General features: G+C 71.0%; 14 protein-coding genes. 13 read left to right on the plus strand and 1 reads right to left on the minus strand.

Annotated elements, in window-relative coordinates; all coding sequences use genetic code 11:
* Window position 1 precedes the first annotated feature (1 nt).
* From ACQY0Z_RS14900 to ACQY0Z_RS14955, 12 genes are all read left to right on the plus strand, one after another.
* Window positions 2-1417: a UDP-N-acetylmuramoyl-tripeptide--D-alanyl-D-alanine ligase gene (locus ACQY0Z_RS14900; RefSeq protein WP_189896818.1), complete on the plus strand. Its 1416-nt coding sequence runs from the start codon at window positions 2-4 to the stop codon at window positions 1415-1417.
* Window positions 1417-2487 (plus strand): phospho-N-acetylmuramoyl-pentapeptide-transferase, encoded by a 1071-nt coding sequence (mraY, locus tag ACQY0Z_RS14905; protein ID WP_006131287.1) that lies wholly within the window; start codon window positions 1417-1419, stop codon window positions 2485-2487. The genes ACQY0Z_RS14900 and mraY overlap by 1 nt, the downstream gene beginning before the upstream one ends.
* On the plus strand, window positions 2469-3911 hold the full coding sequence (murD, locus tag ACQY0Z_RS14910; RefSeq protein ID WP_189896820.1) for a UDP-N-acetylmuramoyl-L-alanine--D-glutamate ligase: 1443 nt from the start codon (window positions 2469-2471) through the stop codon (window positions 3909-3911). Before mraY ends, murD begins: the two co-directional genes overlap by 19 nt.
* 86 nt (window positions 3912-3997) lie before the next feature.
* Complete coding sequence (gene ftsW, locus ACQY0Z_RS14915) at window positions 3998-5350, plus strand: putative lipid II flippase FtsW (protein ID WP_189896821.1); 1353 nt, start codon at window positions 3998-4000, stop codon at window positions 5348-5350.
* 6 nt (window positions 5351-5356) lie between these two features.
* Window positions 5357-6451 carry an undecaprenyldiphospho-muramoylpentapeptide beta-N-acetylglucosaminyltransferase gene (murG, locus tag ACQY0Z_RS14920; protein ID WP_189896823.1) on the plus strand — a complete coding sequence of 365 codons (1095 nt, stop codon included), beginning with the start codon at window positions 5357-5359 and terminating at the stop codon, window positions 6449-6451.
* A 25-nt stretch (window positions 6452-6476) separates the two neighbouring features.
* Entirely contained in the window at window positions 6477-7271 is a 795-nt protein-coding gene (locus tag ACQY0Z_RS14925; protein ID WP_347225655.1) for a cell division protein FtsQ/DivIB, read from the plus strand.
* A 289-nt stretch (window positions 7272-7560) separates the two neighbouring features.
* A complete protein-coding gene (gene ftsZ / locus ACQY0Z_RS14930; RefSeq protein ID WP_189896826.1) occupies window positions 7561-8757 on the plus strand; it encodes a cell division protein FtsZ in 1197 nt (398 codons plus the stop codon).
* Window positions 8754-9491: a peptidoglycan editing factor PgeF gene (gene pgeF / locus ACQY0Z_RS14935; RefSeq protein ID WP_439812395.1), complete on the plus strand. Its 738-nt coding sequence runs from the start codon at window positions 8754-8756 to the stop codon at window positions 9489-9491. The genes ftsZ and pgeF overlap by 4 nt, the downstream gene beginning before the upstream one ends.
* Window positions 9488-10207 (plus strand): YggS family pyridoxal phosphate-dependent enzyme, encoded by a 720-nt coding sequence (locus tag ACQY0Z_RS14940; RefSeq protein WP_189896829.1) that lies wholly within the window; start codon window positions 9488-9490, stop codon window positions 10205-10207. Before pgeF ends, ACQY0Z_RS14940 begins: the two co-directional genes overlap by 4 nt.
* A 128-nt stretch (window positions 10208-10335) precedes the next feature.
* Window positions 10336-10977 carry a cell division protein SepF gene (locus tag ACQY0Z_RS14945; RefSeq protein ID WP_028960771.1) on the plus strand — a complete coding sequence of 214 codons (642 nt, stop codon included), beginning with the start codon at window positions 10336-10338 and terminating at the stop codon, window positions 10975-10977.
* Window positions 10978-11025: 48 nt separating this feature from the next.
* Complete coding sequence (locus ACQY0Z_RS14950) at window positions 11026-11313, plus strand: YggT family protein (protein ID WP_019521941.1); 288 nt, start codon at window positions 11026-11028, stop codon at window positions 11311-11313.
* Window positions 11314-11368: 55 nt separating this feature from the next.
* Window positions 11369-12514: a DivIVA domain-containing protein gene (locus tag ACQY0Z_RS14955; protein WP_019521940.1), complete on the plus strand. Its 1146-nt coding sequence runs from the start codon at window positions 11369-11371 to the stop codon at window positions 12512-12514.
* A gap of 226 nt (window positions 12515-12740) precedes the next feature.
* On the opposite strand, the gene ileS is transcribed toward ACQY0Z_RS14955, so the two are convergent.
* The gene (ileS, locus tag ACQY0Z_RS14960) at window positions 12741-15884 is read right to left on the minus strand and encodes an isoleucine--tRNA ligase (protein ID WP_439812396.1); all 3144 of its coding nucleotides are present in this window, start codon (window positions 15882-15884) and stop codon (window positions 12741-12743) included.
* A 587-nt stretch (window positions 15885-16471) separates the two neighbouring features.
* Here ileS and ACQY0Z_RS14965 point away from each other — a divergent pair.
* On the plus strand, window positions 16472-17281 hold the full coding sequence (locus ACQY0Z_RS14965) for a TraR/DksA family transcriptional regulator (protein ID WP_189896833.1): 810 nt from the start codon (window positions 16472-16474) through the stop codon (window positions 17279-17281).
* Window positions 17282-17310 lie beyond the last annotated feature (29 nt).

A 17310-nucleotide genomic window follows, 5' to 3' on the forward strand; every position in this document is an offset into this window, starting at 1 on the left:
TGTGATCGCCCTCTCCCTCGCCGAGATCGCAGAAGTCGTCGGCGGGCAGACGTACGACATACCGGACCCCTCCGTCCTGGTCACCGGCGAGGTGGTCCGGGACTCGCGGGAGGCGGGTCCGGGCAGCCTCTTCGTCGCCTTCGTCGGCGAGCGCGTGGACGGCCACGACTTCGCGGCCCAGGTCGTCGAGGCGGGCGCGGCGGCCGTGCTGGCCTCCCGGCCGGTCGGGGTGCCCGCGATCGTCGTGGAGGACGTCCAGGCCGCCCTCGGGGCTCTCGCCCGGCACGTCGTCGCCCGGCTCGGCGCCACCCTCGTCGCCCTCACCGGGTCGGCCGGCAAGACCAGCACCAAGGACCTCGTCGCCCAGGTGCTGGGAAGCAAGGCCCCCACCGTCTTCACGCCCGGCTCCCTCAACAACGAGATCGGGCTGCCGCTGACCGCGCTCACCGCCACCGAGGAGACGCGGTTCCTCGTGCTGGAGATGGGGGCGCGGGGCATCGGCCACATCCGCTACCTCACCGGACTGACCCCGCCGAGGATCGGCCTGGTGCTGAACGTCGGCTCCGCGCACATCGGCGAGTTCGGCGGCCGCGAGCAGATCGCCGAGGCCAAGGGCGAGCTCGTCGAGTCGCTGCCGCCGGCCGAGGAGGGGGGCGTCGCGATCCTCAACGCGGACGACCCCTACGTCCGCGCCATGGCCTCCCGTACGAAGGCGAAGGTGATCTTTTTCGGAGAGTCCGGCGAAGCGGACGTCTCCGCCGAGAACGTGCGACTCACGGACAGCGGACAGCCCTCCTTCAGGCTTCACACACCCTCCGGTGCAAGTGATGTGACCATGCGCCTGTACGGTGAGCATCACGTGTCGAACGCGCTCGCCGCGGCCGCCGTCGCCCACGAGTTGGGCATGTCCGCAGACGAGATCGCCCGCGCGCTCTCCGAGGCGGGCTCCCTCTCCCGCTGGCGCATGGAGGTCACCGAGCGACCGGACGGCGTGACGGTCGTCAACGACGCCTACAACGCGAACCCCGAGTCCATGAAGGCCGCGCTGCGTGCGCTGGTGGCGATGGGCAAGGGGCGCCGTACGTGGGCGGTGCTCGGCAAGATGGCCGAGCTCGGGGACGAGGCGCTCGCCGAGCACGACGCGGTCGGACGGCTCGCCGTCCGGCTCAACGTCAGCAAGCTCGTCGCGGTCGGGGGCAGGGAAGCCGCCTGGCTGCAACTGGGCGCATATAACGAGGGTTCGTGGGGTGAGGAGTCGGTGCACGTGTCCGACGCACAGGCGGCGGTCGACCTGTTGCGCAGCGAATTGCGCCCGGGGGATGTCGTACTCGTGAAGGCGTCCCGTTCGGTCGGGCTCGAGAGCGTGGCGCAGGCGCTGCTCGAGACCGGTGCCGAGGGTGAGGTCGCCGCCCGATGATGAATCAGGTCCTGTTCGCAGGAGTCATTGGCCTCTTCCTGACGCTGATCGGCACGCCGCTGCTGATCAAGCTGCTCGCCCGCAAGGGGTACGGGCAGTACATCCGCGACGACGGCCCGCGCGAGCACGCCAGCAAGCGCGGTACGCCGACGATGGGCGGCATCGCCTTCATCCTGTCGACGGTCGCCGCCTACTTCCTCTCCAAGGTGATCAGCGGCGAGTCGCCGCGGTACTCCGGCGTGCTGGTGCTGGGCCTGATGGTCGGCATGGGCCTCGTCGGCTTCCTCGACGACTACATCAAGATCGTCAAGCGGCGTTCGCTGGGTCTGCGGGCCAAGGCGAAGATGGCCGGCCAGCTGATCGTCGGCGTCGCCTTCGCGGTGCTGTCGCTGCAGTTCGCGGACTCCCGCGGGCAGACCCCCGCCTCCACGAAGCTGTCGTTCATCACGGACTTCGGCTGGACCATCGGCCCGGTGCTGTTCGTGATCTGGGCGCTGTTCATGATCCTCGCGATGTCGAACGGCGTGAACCTCACCGACGGTCTGGACGGTCTCGCGACCGGCGCCTCGGTGCTCGTCTTCGGCGCCTACACCTTCATCGGCGTCTGGCAGTTCCAGGAATCCTGCGCCAACGGCGAGACGCTGACCAACCCGGGCGCCTGCTACGAGGTGCGCGACCCGCTGGACCTCGCCGTCGTGGCGTCCGCGCTGATGGGCTCCTGCCTGGGCTTCCTGTGGTGGAACACCTCCCCGGCCAAGATCTTCATGGGCGACACCGGTTCGCTGGCGCTCGGCGGCGTGCTCGCGGGTCTCGCGATCTGCTCCCGCACCGAGCTGCTGCTCGCCATCCTCGGCGGCCTGTTCGTCCTCATCACGATGTCGGTGGTCATCCAGGTCGGCTCGTTCCGGCTCACCGGTAAGCGGGTCTTCCGGATGGCGCCGCTCCAGCACCACTTCGAACTCAAAGGCTGGTCCGAAGTCCTTGTGGTGGTCCGCTTCTGGATCATCCAGGGCATCTGTGTGATCGTCGGACTCGGCCTCTTCTACGCGGGATGGGCAGCGGACAAGTGACCGACTGGCAGGGCAAGCACGTCACCGTCGCGGGACTGGGCGTCTCCGGCGTCCCGGCGGCCAAGGCGCTCCACGGACTCGGCGCGAAGGTCACCGTCGTCAACGACGGCGACGACGCCCGGGCCCGCGAGCAGGCCGCGGAACTGGAGGCGCTCGGCGTCACCGTCCGCCTCGGGGACGGCACGGCACCTGACAGCGGCTCCGCCGCGGGCCTGCCCGAAGGCACCGAGCTGATCGTCACCGCCCCCGGCTGGAGGCCGGACCACCCGCTCTTCGCGGCGGCGGACGCGGCCGGGGTGCCGGTGTGGGGCGACGTCGAACTCGCCTGGCGGCTCAGGAAGCCCGGCGCGGCGGACTGGCTCGCGGTCACCGGCACCAACGGCAAGACCACCACCGTGCAGATGCTCGCCTCCATCCTGGAGGCGGCAGGCCTGCGCACCGCCGCCGTCGGCAACATCGGCGTCTCCCTCCTGGACGCGGTCCTCGGCGACGAGGAGTACGACGTGCTCGCCGTGGAGCTGTCCAGCTACCAGCTCCACTGGGCGCCCTCGCTGCGCGCCCACTCCGCCGCCGTCCTCAACCTGGCGCCCGACCACCTCGACTGGCACGGCTCCATGGAGGCGTACGCCAAGGACAAGGGCCGCATCTACGAGGGCAACCGGGTCGCCTGCGTCTACAACGTGGCCGACAAGGCCACCGAGGACCTCGTCCGCGAGGCCGACGTCGAGGAGGGCTGCCGCGCCGTCGGCTTCACCCTCGGCACCCCCGGGCCCTCCCAACTCGGCGTCGTCGAGGGCCTCCTGGTGGACCGCGCCTTCGTGGAGAACCGGCAGAAGAACGCCCAGGAGCTGGCCGAGGTCGCCGACGTGAAGCCGGCCGCCCCGCACAACATCGCCAACGCCCTTGCCGCGGCGGCCCTCGCGCGCGCCTACGGGGTGCCCGCGGCCGCCGTGCGGGAGGGCCTGCGGAACTTCACCCCGGACGCCCACCGCATCGCGCACGTGGCGGACGTGGACGGCGTGGCCTACGTGGACGACTCCAAGGCCACCAACACGCATGCCGCGCAGGCCTCGTTGGCCGCGTACGACTCCGTCGTGTGGATCGCCGGCGGACTCGCCAAGGGCGCCACCTTCGACGAACTCGTCGCCGAGGCCGCCGGGCGGCTGCGCGGCGCCGTGCTGATCGGCCGGGACCGCGCCCTGATCCGCGAAGCCCTCGCGCGACACGCCCCGGAAGTACCCGTCGTGGACCTCGGGCGGACCGACACTGGGGCGATGCTCCAGGCCGTCCAGGAGGCGCGGCGGCTGGCACGCCCCGGTGACACGGTGCTGCTCGCCCCGGCCTGCGCCTCCATGGACATGTTCGCCAACTACAACAAGCGCGGTGACGCGTTCGCCCAGGCGGTGCGCGAGCTCGGCGCCTGACCCCGGCCGCCCCGGCGCCGGGCGACCTTGGGAGGGACGCGTGGGACCGTCCGAGACCTGTTGGCCGGCGTACCGCGGAGGTCGTGATGTCCAGTAGCCGTACCGGCAGGCCGCCCGTCCAGCGGGCCGCCCGGCGCCCCGTGGTGCCCCGTCCTCCGCGCGAGAACCCCGTGAGCACCCTGGTGATGCGGGCGCGCAGGGCCTGGGACCGGCCGCTGACCGCGTACTACGTCATCCTCGGCGGCAGTCTGCTGATCACCGTGCTGGGCCTGGTGATGGTCTACTCGGCCTCCCAGATCACGGCGCTGCAGATGTCGCTGCCGGGTTCGTACTTCTTCCGCAAGCAGCTGCTGGCGGCCGTGATCGGGGCGGTGCTGCTGCTGGTGGCGTCCCGGATGCCGGTGAAGCTGCACCGGGCGCTCGCCTACCCCATCCTCGCGGGGGCCGTCTTCCTGATGGCCCTGGTGCAGGTGCCGGGGATAGGAGTCGCGGTCAACGGCAACCAGAACTGGATCGCGCTCGGCGGCAGTTTCCAGCTCCAGCCCAGCGAGTTCGGCAAGCTGGCGCTGGTGCTGTGGGGCGCGGACCTGCTCGCCCGGAAACAGGACAAGCGGCTGCTGGCCCAGTGGAAGCACATGCTGGTGCCGCTGGTGCCGGCCGCGTTCATGCTGCTCGGGCTGATCATGCTCGGCGGCGACATGGGCACCGCCATCATCCTCACCGCGATCCTCTTCGGCCTGCTGTGGCTGGCGGGCGCCCCCACCCGGCTGTTCGCCGGGGTGCTGGGCGTCGCCGCGCTGCTCGGCGCCATCCTCATCCGCACCAGCGAGAACCGCATGGCCCGGCTCGCCTGCCTCGGCGCCACCGAGCCGCAGACCGGACCGGTCGACTGCTGGCAGGCCGTGCACGGCATCTACGCCCTGGCCTCCGGCGGGATCTTCGGCTCCGGGCTCGGGGCGAGTCTGGAGAAATGGGGTGAACTACCCGAAGCGCACACGGACTTCATCTTCGCCGTCACCGGTGAGGAACTGGGCCTGGCGGGGACGCTGTCGGTGCTCGCCCTGTTCGCCGCTCTAGGCTATGCGGGTATCCGCGTGGCCGGACGCACGGAGGACTCCTTCGTCAGGTATGCCGCGGGAGGCGTGACCACCTGGATCACGGCGCAGGCCGTGATCAACATCGGTGCGGTGCTCGGTCTGCTGCCGATCGCCGGAGTCCCGCTCCCGCTGTTCTCCTACGGCGGGTCCGCCCTGCTGCCGACCATGTTCGCCATCGGGCTGCTCATCGCCTTCGCGCGTGAGGACCCCGCTGCGCGGATGGCGCTTGCGATGCGGCAACCCCGCTTTGGTAGAAAGCGGATCGGGGGTCCTCGGCGGCCCCGGAGATGGAACACGATGCGACGGCGTGCCCCGGGGGCGCGTTCGTCCGGAGAGCGGTGAATTTCGGTGCATGTCGTACTCGCCGGCGGAGGAACCGCGGGCCACATCGAGCCCGCGCTCGCCCTCGCGGACGCGCTGCGCAGGCAGGATCCGTCCGTGGGCATCACGGCCCTGGGCACGGAGCGCGGCCTGGAGACCCGTCTCGTACCCGAGCGCGGGTACGAACTGGCGCTGATCCCCGCCGTCCCGCTGCCACGCAAGCCGACCCCCGAGCTGATCACCGTCCCGGGCCGGCTGCGCGGCACCATCAAGGCGACCGAGCAGATCCTGGAGCGCACCCGCGCCGACGTCGTGGTCGGCTTCGGCGGCTACGTCGCCCTGCCCGGCTACCTCGCGGCCAAGCGGCTCGGCGTGCCGATCGTCATCCACGAGGCCAACGCCCGCCCCGGCCTGGCCAACAAGATCGGCTCGCGGTACGCGGCCCAGGTCGCCGTCGCCACCCCGGACAGCAAGCTGCGCAACTCGCGTTACATCGGCATCCCGCTGCGGCACACCATCGCCACCCTGGACCGGGCCGCCATGCGCCCGCAGGCGCGCGCCGCGTTCGGGCTCGACCCCAACCTGCCGACGCTGCTGGTGTCCGGCGGCTCGCAGGGCGCCCGCCGGCTCAACGAGGTCGTCCAGCAGGTCGCCCCGTGGCTGCAGCAGGCCGGCATCCAGATCCTGCACGCGGTCGGCCCGAAGAACGAACTGCCGCACGTGCAGCAGATGCCGGGCATGCCCCCGTACATCCCGGTAAGTTACCTGGACCGGATGGACCTCGCGTACGCGGCGGCGGACATGATGCTCTGCCGCGCGGGCGCGATGACCGTCGCCGAGCTCTCCGCCGTCGGACTCCCGGCCGCCTACGTCCCGCTGCCCATCGGCAACGGCGAACAGCGGCTCAACGCCCAGCCGGTGGTGAAGGCGGGCGGCGGACTGCTGGTCGACGACGCGGACCTCACCCCGGAGTGGGTGCAGCAGAACGTCCTGCCCGTGCTCGCCGACCCGCACCGGCTGTACGAGATGTCCCGCGCCGCAAGCGAGTTCGGCCGCCGGGACGCCGACGAACTGCTCGTCGGCATGGTGTACGAGGCGGTCGCCGCCCGTGCCCACAGGTAGAGGCATGTGACGGAAGGCAGGGAGCGTGGCCGGATCGACGACCGCCGAGCGCGGTGAACGCAAGCGGGAGTCGTCCGGCCCGCCGCCCGTACGAGCCGTACGGCGACGGCGTCTTCGTCTGATGATCGCATCGGCGGTCGTCCTCCTGTTCCTCGGCAGCGGCGCCTTCTGGCTGCTGTACGGCTCCGATCTGGTCCGCGTGGAGCGCGTCTCGGTGTCCGGCACCGGCGTCCTGACGCCGGACCAGGTCCGGAAGGCGGCCGAGGTGCCGCTCGGGGAACAGCTCGTCTCGGTCGACACCGATGCCATCGAGCGGCGGGCCGCCGAGAAGCTGCCCCGCATCGACACCGTCGACGTGGTCCGCTCCTGGCCCGACGAGATCAAGCTCCGGGTCACCGAACGCATCCCCGTCCTCCTGGTCCACAAGGGCGGCGAGTTCGTCGAAGTCGACGACGAGGGCGTGCGGTTCGCCACGGTGGAGAAAGCCCCCAAGGGGGTACCCGCGCTGGAAATGGATCTCTCCCGTTCCGGTTCCGCCGCGGCCAGTCTCCGGCGATTCGACGAGGACCGTCTGGTGCGCGAGGCGGTACGCGTGGCCGGCGCCGTCCCCGAGTCCCTCGCGCCGGAAACGCGCAGCGTCAAGGTCCGTTCCTACGACGCCATCTCGCTGGAACTCACGGACGGCCGTACGGTCGACTGGGGAAGCAGCGAGAAGGGGACGCGGAAGGCCCGCGCCCTGGTCGCGCTGATGAAAGCGGAGCCGGACGCACGGCACTTCGACGTCAGCGTTCCCAGCGCCCCGGCGTCATCAGGGAGTTGACGCACATCCGCGCAGGCCAGCACCCTGGTTGGGCAGCGACACGGCTGATCACATAGGGTGAAAAGAAAAACGGGAGGTTCGGCGTGTTCGTTGAACGTGCGCCACGTGTCGACTTAGTGTCCTGTTCAGAAGACTCCAGGGAACAGACACACTGGTAACCCTAAACTTCAACGTTAGGGTTCGGGTCGGCGATACGGACCGTCCCATTCGGCATCAGTCGTCGGATCGCGGGGGCAGCAGTTGCTCCGGCGCCCCGGCGACACGTAACTCGAGGCGAGAGGCCTTCGACGTGGCAGCACCGCAGAACTACCTCGCAGTCATCAAAGTCATCGGTGTCGGCGGCGGTGGTGTCAATGCCATCAACCGGATGATCGAGGTCGGTCTCAAGGGCGTCGAGTTCATCGCCATCAACACCGACGCGCAGGCGCTGTTGATGAGCGACGCCGACGTCAAGCTCGACGTCGGCCGTGAACTCACCCGCGGACTCGGCGCCGGAGCGAACCCGGCCGTCGGCCGCAAGGCCGCCGAGGACCACCGCGAGGAGATCGAGGAGGTCCTCAAGGGGGCCGACATGGTCTTCGTGACGGCCGGTGAAGGCGGCGGCACCGGCACCGGCGGCGCGCCCGTCGTGGCCAACATCGCCCGCTCCCTCGGTGCCCTCACCATCGGCGTGGTCACGCGCCCGTTCACCTTCGAGGGACGGCGCCGCGCGAACCAGGCCGAGGACGGCATCGCGGAGCTCCGCGAAGAGGTCGACACCCTCATCGTGATTCCCAACGACCGGCTGCTGTCCATCTCGGACCGCCAGGTGTCGGTTCTCGACGCCTTCAAGTCGGCCGACCAGGTCCTGCTCTCCGGTGTGCAGGGCATCACCGACCTCATCACCACCCCCGGCCTCATCAACCTCGACTTCGCCGACGTCAAGTCGGTCATGTCCGAGGCCGGGTCGGCCCTCATGGGCATCGGCTCGGCCCGCGGCGACGACCGCGCGGTGGCCGCGGCCGAGATGGCCATCTCCTCGCCGCTGCTCGAAGCGTCCATCGACGGCGCCCGCGGTGTGCTGCTCTCCATCTCCGGCGGCTCCGACCTCGGCCTGTTCGAGATCAACGAGGCCGCCCAGCTCGTCAGCGAGGCCGCCCACCCCGAGGCCAACATCATCTTCGGCGCGGTCATCGACGACGCCCTCGGCGACGAGGTGCGGGTCACCGTCATCGCCGCCGGCTTCGACGGCGGCCAGCCGCCCGCCAAGCGGGACAACGTCCTCGGCTCCTCCTCGGTCAAGCGCGAGGAGCCCGCCCCGGCGGGACGCCCGGAGAGCCGCCCGTCCTTCGGGTCGCTCGGCAGCGTCACGCCGAAGGAGGAGGCGGAGCCGGCCCCGGTCCCCGAGCCCGTGGCCGACATCCCCGTCGTCCAGCCCCCCGTCCCGCCGTCCCGGAGCTACGACAGCGCGGCCGAGGAACTGGACGTCCCGGACTTCCTGAAGTGATAGGACAGCGCGAGAGCGTGAGCGGCGCGCACTTCGGCTTCACCGACCGGTGGGGCGGGGTGAGCGCCGCTCCGTATGAGGAGCTCAACCTCGGGGGCGCCGTCGGCGACGACCCCGGGAACGTGCGCACCAACCGCGAACTCGCCGCCGAGGCGCTCGGCGTGGACCCGGCCCGCGTGGTCTGGATGAACCAGGTGCACGGGGCCGACGCGGTCGTCGTGGACGAGCCGTGGGGCGCCCGTCCGGTGCCCGAGGTGGACGCGGTCGTCACCGCGCGGCGCGGACTCGCCCTCGCCGTGCTCACCGCAGACTGCGTGCCCGTGCTGCTGGCCGACCCCGTCGCGGGTGTCGCCGCCGCGGCGCACGCGGGCCGGCCCGGACTGGTCGCCGGGGTCGTCCCGGCCGCCGTGCGGGCCATGACCGAACTCGGCGCCGACCCCGCCCGGATCGTCGCCCGCACCGGACCCGCGGTGTGCGGCCGGTGCTACGAGGTGCCGGAGCGGATGCGCTCCGACGTGGCCGCCGTCGAACCGGCCGCGTACGCGGAGACCGGCTGGGGAACCCCCGCGGTCGACGTCGTCGCGGGTGTGCACGCGCAACTCGAGCGGCTGGGCGTCCTGGGCGCCGGGCGCTCGCCCGTGTGCACACGGGAGTCGGACGATCACTTCTCGTACCGTCGCGACCGCACCACCGGGCGGCTCGCGAGTTATGTGTGGCTGGACCCGAGGACATGACGGACCGTAAGGACGAACTCGCCGCGAACCTGGCGAGAGTGGAGGAGCGGATCGCCGCCGCGTGCGCCGCGGCCGGTCGCGACCGCGACGAGGTGACGCTGATCGTCGTCACCAAGACCTGGCCCGCGAGCGACGTGCGCATCCTCTCCGGACTCGGCGTGCGGCACGTCGCCGAGAACCGTGACCAGGACGCCGCCCCGAAGGCGGCGGCCTGCGCGGATCTGCCCCTTGTGTGGCATTTCGTCGGTCAGCTTCAGACCAACAAGGTGCGTTCGGTGGTCGGTTATGCCGATGTCGTGCAGTCCGTCGACCGTGCCCGTCTTGTGTCGGCGCTCTCCAAGGAGGCCGTCCGCGCCGGGCGCGAGGTCGGCTGCCTCATCCAGGTGGCGTTCGACGCCGGCGTCGACGGCCGGGGCGAGCGCGGCGGCGTGGCGCCCTCCGGCGTCGCGGAACTGGCCGACCTGGTGGCCGGCGCCGAAGGGCTGCGGCTGGACGGCCTGATGACCGTCGCGCCGCTCACCGGGGAGTACGCCGGCCGCCAACAGGCGGCGTTCGAGCGGTTGATGGATTTGTCGACCGACCTGCGCCGGACCCATCCGGCTGCGAACATGGTGTCGGCAGGGATGAGTGCGGACCTCGAACAGGCCGTGGCCGCCGGAGCGACACATGTGCGCGTCGGCAGTGCGGTACTCGGAGTCCGCCCCAGGCTCGGGTAACGTCGCCAAGAAGTCGGACCACAGCAGAAAATATGGTCATTTCCGCCCAACAGCGGAGCAAGGACCCAGTGGATCGCGGGCACTTGGCGGTCGTCAGCGGATCCACCACAGAGCGGAGGACTCGGAGCATGGCCGGCGCGATGCGCAAGATGGCGGTCTACCTCGGCCTCGTGGAGGACGATGGGTACGACGGCCGCGGATTCGACCCAGACGACGATTTCGAACCGGAGCTCGACCCGGAGCCGGAGCGGGACCACCGGCGGCGCGAGCCGTCACACCAGTCCCACGGAACACATCAGCCACAAAGGGACGAAGAGGTACGAGTCGTCCACCCGCCCGCGCCCCGCGAACCGGTGTCCCGGTCCGCTTCGCTGCCCGCGGAATCGCCACGCCCGGCGCGGATCGCGCCCGTGGCATCCATCACACAAGAACGCGCCAGCCTGGAGAAGAACGCACCGGTGATCATGCCCAAGGTCGTGTCGGAACGAGAGCCTTACCGGATCACCACGCTTCATCCCCGGACCTACAACGAGGCCCGTACCATCGGGGAACACTTCCGTGAGGGCACTCCGGTGATCATGAATCTGACTGAGATGGATGACACAGACGCCAAGCGACTTGTCGACTTTGCGGCGGGTTTGGTGTTTGGTCTTCACGGCAGCATCGAGCGGGTGACGCAGAAGGTGTTCCTGTTGTCGCCTGCTAACGTCGATGTCACGGCGGAGGACAAGGCCCGCATCGCAGAGGGCGGGTTCTTCAACCAGAGCTGAGACGCAGGACCGGACAAGAGCGGTACAGGGGAGAGGGAAAAGCAGGCCATGAGCGTGTTCGCGCAGGTGATCTACATCGCGCTGATGGTGTTCCTCATCGTGCTGATCTTCCGTTTGGTCATGGATTACGTGTTCCAGTTCGCCCGCTCATGGCAACCCGGCAAGGCGATGGTGGTCGTTCTGGAGGCCACCTACACTGTCACCGATCCACCGCTGAAGCTTCTGCGGCGGTTCATCCCGCCGCTGCGTCTCGGGGGCGTGGCGCTCGACCTGTCCTTCTTCGTCCTGATGATCATCGTCTGGATCCTCATCTCCGTCGCACAGAGGTTTGTGTGATGAGGCTGGACGATACGGTCTTGCCGACTGCCGATGACTACGTTGAGGTGAAGAGATGCCGTTGACCCCCGAGGACGTGCGGAACAAGCAGTTCACGACCGTCCGCCTCCGAGAAGGCTATGACGAGGACGAGGTCGATGCCTTCCTCGACGAGGTCGAAGCCGAACTGACGCGCCTGCTGCGCGAGAACGAGGACCTGCGCGCCAAGCTGGCCGCCGCCACGCGTGCCGCGGCGCAGAACCAGCAGAACATGCGCAAGCCTCCGGAGCAGCAGGACCAGCAGCAACAGCAGGGTCCGCCTCCCGGCATGCCCCAGCAGGGCATGCGAGGTCCCGGCGCTCCGGTGCCCGCCGGCATATCGGGCCCGCCGCAGCAGCAGATGGGCGGCCCCATGGGTGGCCCGCCCCAGCTGCCGAGCGGTGCTCCCCAACTGCCCGCCGGCCCCGGCGGACAGGGCGGCCCGCAGGGTCCCGGCCCCATGGGCCAGGGTCCCGGGCCGATGGGCCAGGGCGGCCCGATGCAGGGGCAGATGGGCCCTGGCGGCCCGATGGGCGGTCCCATGGGCGGTCCCGGTCTCCCCGGTCAGGGGGGTCCCGGTGGCGACAGCGCCGCGCGCGTCCTGTCGCTGGCCCAGCAGACCGCCGACCAGGCGATCGCGGAGGCCCGTTCCGAGGCCAACAAGATCGTGGGCGAGGCGCGTTCGCGTGCCGAGGGCCTCGAGCGTGACGCCCGTGCCAAGGCCGACGCCCTGGAGCGGGACGCGCAGGAGAAGCACCGCGTCGCGATGGGCTCCCTGGAGTCCGCCCGCGCCACGCTGGAGCGCAAGGTCGAGGACCTGCGCGGCTTCGAGCGCGAGTACCGCACGCGGCTGAAGTCCTACCTGGAGTCGCAGCTGCGCCAGCTGGAGACGCAGGCGGACGACTCGCTCGCCCCGCCGCGTCAGCCCGCGAGCGCCGCTCCGTCCCTGCCGCCGTCCCCGGCGCCCTCGATGGCCCCGGCCGGCGCGGGTGCCCCGTCCTACGGCGGCAACCAGACGATGGGCGGCGGCCCCGGCCAGTCCGGCCCGTCGTACGGCGGTCAGCAGCAGATGCAGCCGGCGATGACCCAGCCCATGGCTCCGGTCCGTCCGCAGGGCCCGTCGCCGATGGGTCAGGCGCCCTCGCCGATGCGTGGCTTCCTGATCGACGAGGACGACAACTGACGGCCCTCGCGGTCATGAGTACGGCGTAGCAGTCGGCAGCGTTCAGGGCGGGGCCCCGGGTACACCAACCCGGGGCCCCGCCCTTGTGCTACGCGTGTTCCCGCCGGTTCCCGATGGTTCGCTCCATTTGTTCGGATGCGGCGGACATGTCCGACGCACGCAACGCCGAAGGCCCGGCCCCCGGGAATTTCCTCCGGGGGACCGGGCCGTCGGCGTGTGACGCCGGCTACGCCTTGCGCAGACGGAACGTCAGGGACAGGCCCTCGTCCGTGAACGGGGCGCCGTAGGTGTCGTCCGCCTCGCCCCGGGCGAAGTCCGTGGCGAGCACCTCGTCGGCGATCAGCTCCGCGTGCTCGGTCAGCGCGGCCGACGTGGCGGCGTCGTCCGACGTCCAGCGCAGGGCGATCCGGTCGGCCACGTCCAGGCCGCTGTTCTTGCGGGCCTCCTGGATCAGCCGGATCGCGTCACGGGCCAGACCGGCGCGGCGCAGCTCCTCGGTGATCTCCAGGTCCAGGGCGACCGTGGCGCCCGCGTCGGACGCCACCGACCAGCCCTCGCGCGGGGTTTCCGTGATGATCACCTCGTCCGGGGAGAGGGTGATCGTCTCGCCGTCGACCTCCACCGAGGCCGTGCCCTCACGCAGGGCCTGGGACAGCGCGGCGGCGTCCGCGTTCGCGACCGCCCTGGCCACGTCCTGGACCCGCTTGCCGAACCGCTTGCCCAGCGCGCGGAAGTTGGCCTTGGCCGTGGTGTCCACCAGCGAGCCGCCCACCTCGGACAGCAGCGCCAGCGACTCGACGTTCAGCTCCTCCGTGATCTGCGCGTGGAGCTCCGGGCCGAGGGCGTCGAAGCCGGCCGCCGCGATCAGCGCCCGCCGCAGCGGCTGGCGCGTCTTGACGCCCGACTCGGCGCGCGTGGCGCGGCCCAGCTCCACCAGGCGGCGCACCAGCGCCATCTGGCGGGACAGCTCCGGGTCGACGGCGGACAGGTCCGCCTCCGGCCACGACGCCAGGTGCACCGACTCCGGCGCGCCCGGCGTGACCGGGACGACCAGGTCCTGCCACACCCGCTCGGTGATGAACGGGGTGAGCGGGGCCATGAGCTTGGTCACCGTCTCCACGACCTCGTGCAGGGTGCGCAGCGCGGCCTTGTCGCCCTGCCAGAAGCGGCGGCGGGAGCGGCGGACGTACCAGTTGGAGAGGTCGTCGACGAACGCGGACAGCAGCTTGCCGGCCCGCTGGGTGTCGTAGTTCTCCAGCGCCTGGGTCACCTGGTCGGTGAGGGCGTGCAGCTCGGACAGCAGCCAGCGGTCCAGCACCGGGCGGTCGGCCGGGGCCGGGTCGGCCTCGCTCGGCGCCCAGCTCGACGTACGGGCGTACAGGGCCTGGAAGGCGACCGTGTTCCAGTACGTGAGGAGCGTCTTGCGGACGACCTCCTGGATGGTGCCGTGGCCCACGCGGCGGGCCGCCCAGGGCGAGCCGCCGGCCGCCATGAACCAGCGCACCGCGTCCGCGCCGTGCTGGTCCATCAGCGGGATCGGCTGCAGGATGTTGCCCAGGTGCTTGGACATCTTCCGGCCGTCCTCGGCGAGGATGTGGCCCAGGCAGACCACGTTCTCGTACGACGACTTGTCGAAGACGAGCGTGCCGACCGCCATCAGCGTGTAGAACCAGCCGCGGGTCTGGTCGATGGCCTCGCAGATGAACTGCGCCGGGTAGCGGGCCTCGAACAGCTCCTTGTTCTTGTACGGGTAGCCCCACTGCGCGAACGGCATCGAGCCCGAGTCGTACCAGGCGTCGATGACCTCGGGCACGCGCGTGGCCGTGGCGGCGCAGCCGTCCTGCGGGCACGCGAAGGTGACCTCGTCGATGAACGGGCGGTGCGGGTCGAGCCCCGACTGGTCCGTGCCCGTCAGCTCGGTCAGCTCGGCGAGGGAGCCGACGCAGGTGAGGTGGTTCTCCTCGCAGCGCCAGACCGGCAGCGGGGTGCCCCAGTAGCGGTTGCGGGACAGCGCCCAGTCGATGTTGTTGTTCAGCCAGTCGCCGTACCGGCCGTGCTTGACCGTGTCCGGGAACCAGTTGGTCTTCTCGTTCTCCTCGAGCAGCCGGTCCTTGACGGCCGTGGTGCGGATGTACCAGGACGGCTGCGCGTAGTAGAGCAGCGCGGTGTGGCAGCGCCAGCAGTGCGGGTAGCTGTGCTCGTACGGCAGGTGCCGGAAGAGCAGGCCGCGCTGCTGAAGGTCCTCGGTGAGCTGTTCGTCGGCCTTCTTGAAGAAGACCCCGCCGACCAGCGGCAGGTCCTCCTCGAAGGTGCCGTCGGGGCGGACCGGGTTGACCACGGGCAGGCCGTAGGAGCGGCAGACCTTGAGGTCGTCCTCACCGAAGGCGGGGGACTGGTGGACCAGACCCGTGCCGTCCTCGGTGGTGACGTACTCGGCGTTGACCACGTAGTGGGCGGGCTCGGGGAACTCCACCAGCTCGAACGGGCGCCGGTAGGTCCAGCGCTCCATCTCGGCGCCGGCGAAGGTCTGCCCGGTGGTCTCCCAGCCCTCGCCGAGCGCCTTCTCGACCAGCGGCTCGGCGACGACCAGCTTCTCCTCGCCGTTCGTCGCCACCACGTACGTGACCTCGGGGTGGGCGGCGACCGCGGTGTTGGACACCAGGGTCCACGGGGTGGTCGTCCACACCAGCAGGGCCGCCTCGCCGGCCAGCGGGCCGGAGGTCAGCGGGAAGCGGACGTAGACCGACGGGTCGACGACCGTCTCGTAGCCCTGGGCCAGCTCGTGGTCCGACAGGCCGGTGCCGCAGCGGGGGCACCAGGGGGCGACACGGTGGTCCTGGACCAGGAGGCCCTTGTTGAAGATCTCCTTCAGCGACCACCAGACCGACTCGACGTACTCCGGGTCCATGGTCCGGTACGCCTCGTCGAGGTCGACCCAGTAGCCCATGCGGGTCGTCAGCTCGGCGAAGGCGTCCGTGTGCCGGGTCACGGACTCACGGCACTTGGCGTTGAACTCGGCGATGCCGTACGCCTCGATGTCCTGCTTGCCGGAGAAGCCCAGCTCCTTCTCCACGGCCAGTTCCACCGGCAGGCCGTGGCAGTCCCAGCCGGCCTTGCGGGCCACGTGGTAGCCCCGCATGGTGCGGAAGCGGGGGAAGACGTCCTTGAAGACGCGGGCCTCGATGTGGTGGGCGCCGGGCATGCCGTTGGCGGTGGGCGGGCCCTCGTAGAACACCCATTCGGGGCGGCCCTCGGACTGCTCCAGGCTCTTGGCGAAGATCTTCCGCTCGTCCCAGAACTTGAGCACCGTGTGCTCGAGCGCGGGCAGGTCGACCTGGGCGGGTACCGGGCGGTACGTCGGCGTTGTCATCAGCGGGCTTCCTCCGGCGGACTTGCTGCCTTCCGACCGGAGGGACGAGAGCCACTTGCTGTGGACGCCGTGTGCGGCGCGCTCCCGCGGTACCACCCTCCTTGGCCCTCCGGTGCGCCGTACGCAACGGTGAGCCCCCTCATTCGGGTCGCGATGCCGGTTCTACTCGCCGCTGCGGCCCGCTGCGGCTTTCTTCCGGCGGCTCCGGGGTGATCTTCACGTCGCGCTCGCCCCCGGGCTCACACCGTCCCCGGGTCGCTCTGGGCTGCGTACGCCGCTACTCGTCCCCATCCACGCTTTTCGCTCCGCCCAGTGTACGGCGCGGCGGCACGGGCGGCCGACCGCTTTTCCCACGACGGTACGCCCGGGAATGCCCCGAATGGAGCGGTACGCCTGTTCGGAACGCCGGGACGTCCGTGCGGGCGGCATACCCGGCGGGTAGCTGGGCACAACGCATGCAGGTCGCCGCGCGGCGTGCGCGGGGCGAGGCGACCTGGCGGTGCGCCCCGTTGCCGCGGGGTCCGAGTCGATTTATCGTCCCAGCACGATGCGCGCGCAAGATCACAATGTGTGAAGGGGCCGCGGCCATGGTGGCGAAGAAGGGTGCGGCGGCCGAGGCCGCCGCCGGGACGGAGGCCGGTGCGGCCGAGGCCGCGTCCGGGGCGACGGCGTCGAAGGGTGCCACCGCGAAGGCGAAAGGCCGCAAGGCCACCGCGAAGAAGCTCGCAGGGAAGAAGCCGGCACGGGGGGCCGCCGGGAAGGCGGCCGCCGCGGGCCGGGGTGAGGGCGGCCGTCGGGGCGCCCCCGAGGAGAACGGTGCGGCCAGGACCAGCGGGTCCGCTCAGGACGGGGCCGGGCACAGCGCGGCCGACGACGCGGACGCGGCCGAGGCCGCGGCGCAGACGGGAGTGACGACGGTGGGTGCGAAGAAGACCCCTGGTCCGGCGGCGACGGCGGCGGCGACCGCCGTGCCCAAGGCCCGGCACGGCGCGGTGGAGCCGGGCGAGCTCGCGGTGCGTCCCGGCGAGGAGCCGTGGACCGACGAAGAGGTGGAGGAGGCGCGGGCCGAGCTGATGTCGGAGGTGCTGCGGCTGCGCGAGGAGATCAGCTCGTCCGAGCGGTCGCTGGCCGGCCTGATGCGGGACTCCGGCGACGGCGCGGGCGACGACGACGCCGACACCGGCACCAAGAACATCACCCGGGAGCACGAACTGGCCCTCGCGGCGAACGCGCGCGAGATGCTCGACCAGTTCGAGCGGGCCCTCCAGCGGCTCGACGCGGGCACCTACGGCCTGTGCGAGAACTGCGGCAATCCCATCGGCAAGGCCCGGATGCAGGCCTTCCCGAGGGCCACCCTGTGCGTCGAGTGCAAGCAGAAGCAGGAGCGCCGGTACTGAGGAGCGGCCCCGCAGGCCGTGCCGTACCC

The organism is Streptomyces sp. P9-2 (assembly GCF_051903975.1).
Taxonomy (GTDB): Bacteria; Actinomycetota; Actinomycetes; order Streptomycetales; family Streptomycetaceae; genus Streptomyces; species Streptomyces cellulosae.